The sequence below is a fragment of the Embleya sp. NPDC025285 genome (genome assembly GCF_055558835.1).
Window position 1 is genome coordinate 1 of the sequence record NZ_JBVHLU010000249.1, and the last position, 2932, is coordinate 2932.

The window sequence follows — 2932 nt, forward strand, 5'->3', positions numbered from 1 at the left end:
GCCGATCTCGATCGCCGTGCGCTGGATCGTGAGCGGCGTACGCAGCTCGTGTGAGGCGTTGGCGACGAACAGGCGCCTGCTGTCGAAGGATTTCTTTAGGCGATCGAGCATTCCGTCGAAGGTGTCGGCGAGTTGCTTGAGTTCGTCGTCCGGGCCCGGCATCGCGATCCGCTCGTGCAGGTTGTGTTCGGACAACCGGCGTGCCGTCGCGGTGATCCCGTGGACCGGGCGCAACACCCGGCCGGACATCCACCAGCCGACCAGGATCGAGGCCGCGGCGAGCAGGAGCAGTGCGGCGCCGAGCACGGTGAGGAGTTGACTCATCGTCACGTTCTGGCCGGTGGTGGTGATCCGACGGATCGTCTCGGGCGGGATCAAGGTGACCTGGGCCGGCATCCCCGGCGCCGGGTATGCCGGCTGGGCCTGGCCGGTGATGGGCGCGGCCGGGCCGTAGACGGACGCGGAATCCGCCGCGACGGTCCTGGCCAGTGCGGTCGGCAGCCGCTGGGACAACCGCTGGTCGACGAACCAGTACACGATGCCCAGCAGCACCGTGCCGACGACGAGCGACATGCCGCCGTATAGGAGCGCGAGTCGGGCTCGAGCCGACGGGCGGCGGAACACGGCTTGGGAGAGCAGTCGAAGATCCCCTGCCCTGCCGCTCATATCAGGTATCCCGAGCCGGGCACGGTCCGGATGACCTGGGGATCGCCCAGTTTGGCGCGCAGTTTGGACATGGTCACCCGCACGGTGTTGGAGAAGGGGTCGATGTTCTCGTCCCAGACGCGTTCCAGCAGTTCCTCGGCGCTGACCACCGCGCCGTCGGCGGCCATCAGGGTGGCGAGCACGGCGAACTCCTTGTGCGCGAGGCGGACGTACTCGCCGTTGCGGGTGACCTGGCGGCGGGCGCTGTCCAGCACGATGCCGTGCTTCTCCAGCACCGGCGGGACGGCCGGGGTGGCGCGCCGGCCCAGGGCCTGGACGCGCGCCAGCAACTCGGCGAACTCGAACGGCTTGGGCAGGTAGTCGTCCGCGCCCAGGCGCAGCCCCGCGACCCGCTCGGGGACCGTACCGGCGGCGGTCAACATCAGGATGCGGGTGCGCAGTCGACCGGCCACGACCGCCTGGCAGACGTCGTCGCCGTGCGTGCCGGGCAGGTCGCGGTCAAGTACCAGGACGTCGTAGTCGTTGACCATCAGCCGCTCCAGCGCGCTGTCGCCGTCGTACGCGACATCCACCGCGATCGCCGCCCGGCGCAGTCCTCGGGCGATCAGATCGGCCAGTAGTTCCTCGTCCTCGGTCACCAGGACTCGCAAGGTCTCGTCGCTCCGCTTCGGCCAGGGGTGGGGGTGGGGATGGGCTGAGGTGGGTGGGGTGGGGTGGCGTACTCCACCGCCATGGATGGGGATGGGGCCAACCCCACCGTTTATACGCGAGCCCGTGTTAGCTCCGGATAACCAATTCGGGAGACGGCCCGGTAACGCGCTGCCGCGTAGACCTGCTGTCGCACCCCTCGACATCGACATCGGCACCGACGTTGGTGCCGACATCGACTTCGGCGCCGACATCGAGTCGACGACGAGATCGGTCGACGACGACGTCGGGGCGGGCATGACCACAGGCCCTACAAACAGGCGGGAGCGGCAGTGATGACGAGGTTTGGGCGCACAGGATCGGGAGGACCTCTGGCGCTGCGGTTGGCGGTTGGGGTGGTTCTGGCGAGTGGCCTCGCCTTGACCACGGCCGGGTGCGGTGACGACGGCGGCGGCTCGGCGAAGAACAAGGTGGCCTCGGGCGGCGGCGGCGCCGAGAAGGCCGGCGGCCAGTCGGATTCGGGCAAGAAGGGCGATGCCTCGGACCGCGAGCAGATGGTCAAGTTCGCGGGCTGTATGCGGGAGAACGGCATCGACATGCCGGATCCGGAGCCTGGGGAGGGCGGCGCGATGCGCGCGATGGGCGTCCCCGCGGACGGTGACATGTCCAAGACCGAGAACGCGCTCAAGGCGTGCGAGAAGTTCCAGCCGAAGAGCGACTTCGACCCCAACGACCCCAAGTTCAAGGAGTGGCAGGCCAAGAACGCGGAGTGCATGCGCGAGAACGGCGTCGACATGGGCGACGGCACGGGCATGGTGACGCTCGAAGCGGGTGACGAGAAGACCACCAAGGCGCTGGAAGTGTGCAACAAGAAGGTTCCGCCGCTCGAGAAGAAGAAGTAGGGGCGGCGACGTGGTTTCGATCGACACCCCACAGCACTACGAGTACGAGGACGGAGCCACGCCGGCCCCGGCGGAGCCGGACCGTTCGGCGTATCCGCGGGAGCGTCGGCGGCGCCGTCGGCGGCGCGCACTCGCGGCGGCCCTGGTGCTGGCCTCGGCGGGCGGCGCGGCGGCCGTTCTGTTCGCGGATGGAGGCGGTGACGCCGAGGCGTCCGCGAACCGCACCAAGCTGGACGCCGTGCCGGTGACCCGGGCGGACCTGGTGGACCGGCAGAATGTGGACGGCAGGCTCGGATACGCGGGCACGTACTCCGTGAACGCGGCCGCGCCCGGACCGGACAAGGAGACGCCGCCTCCGAGTGGTGGGAACAAGCCGCAGGGCGGCGGCACCCCACCACCGTCGCAGAACCCGGGTGGCGGCAATCAGCCCCAGGGTTCGGGTTCGGGTGGTGGGTCCGGTACGGGCGGAGGTTCCGGTCGGGGTGGTTCGCCGCCGGATGCCGGGAACGACGCGGGGCCCGGGACGATCACCTGGCTTCCGGGCGTGGGCGACACGTTGTCGCGCGGTGATCGGGTGTACGGGCGGGACGGGACGAAGGTGCCGTTGTTCTATGGCGAGATGCCGTTCTGGCGGGCGTTGTCCGTCGGTGTGGACAAGGGTGTGGACGTCCGCGAGTTGGAGCAGAACCTCCAGGCGTTGGGCTACGGCGGGTTCA

At 69.5% G+C, this 2932-nt stretch carries 3 protein-coding genes and 1 pseudogene; 2 read left to right on the top strand and 2 right to left on the bottom strand.

The window, feature by feature from the left end; translation table 11 throughout:
* Together ACZ4FV_RS51875 and ACZ4FV_RS51880 are read right to left on the bottom strand one after the other, a co-directional pair.
* Nucleotides 1-666 (bottom strand): HAMP domain-containing protein (locus ACZ4FV_RS51875; protein ID WP_465328412.1); only part of this gene is annotated, 666 nt, incomplete at its 3' end.
* Nucleotides 663-1316 carry a response regulator transcription factor gene (locus tag ACZ4FV_RS51880; protein WP_395873940.1) on the bottom strand — a complete coding sequence of 218 codons (654 nt, stop codon included), beginning with the start codon at nucleotides 1314-1316 and terminating at the stop codon, nucleotides 663-665. The genes ACZ4FV_RS51880 and ACZ4FV_RS51875, both read right to left, overlap by 4 nt.
* Before the next feature lie 417 nt (nucleotides 1317-1733).
* Here ACZ4FV_RS51880 and ACZ4FV_RS51885 point away from each other — a divergent pair, with 417 nt between their 5' ends.
* Entirely contained in the window at nucleotides 1734-2216 is a 483-nt protein-coding gene (locus tag ACZ4FV_RS51885) for a hypothetical protein (protein WP_395873941.1), read from the top strand.
* Between the two features lie 10 nt (nucleotides 2217-2226).
* A pseudogene (locus ACZ4FV_RS51890) lies at nucleotides 2227-2932 on the top strand (hypothetical protein); the annotation flags it as partial.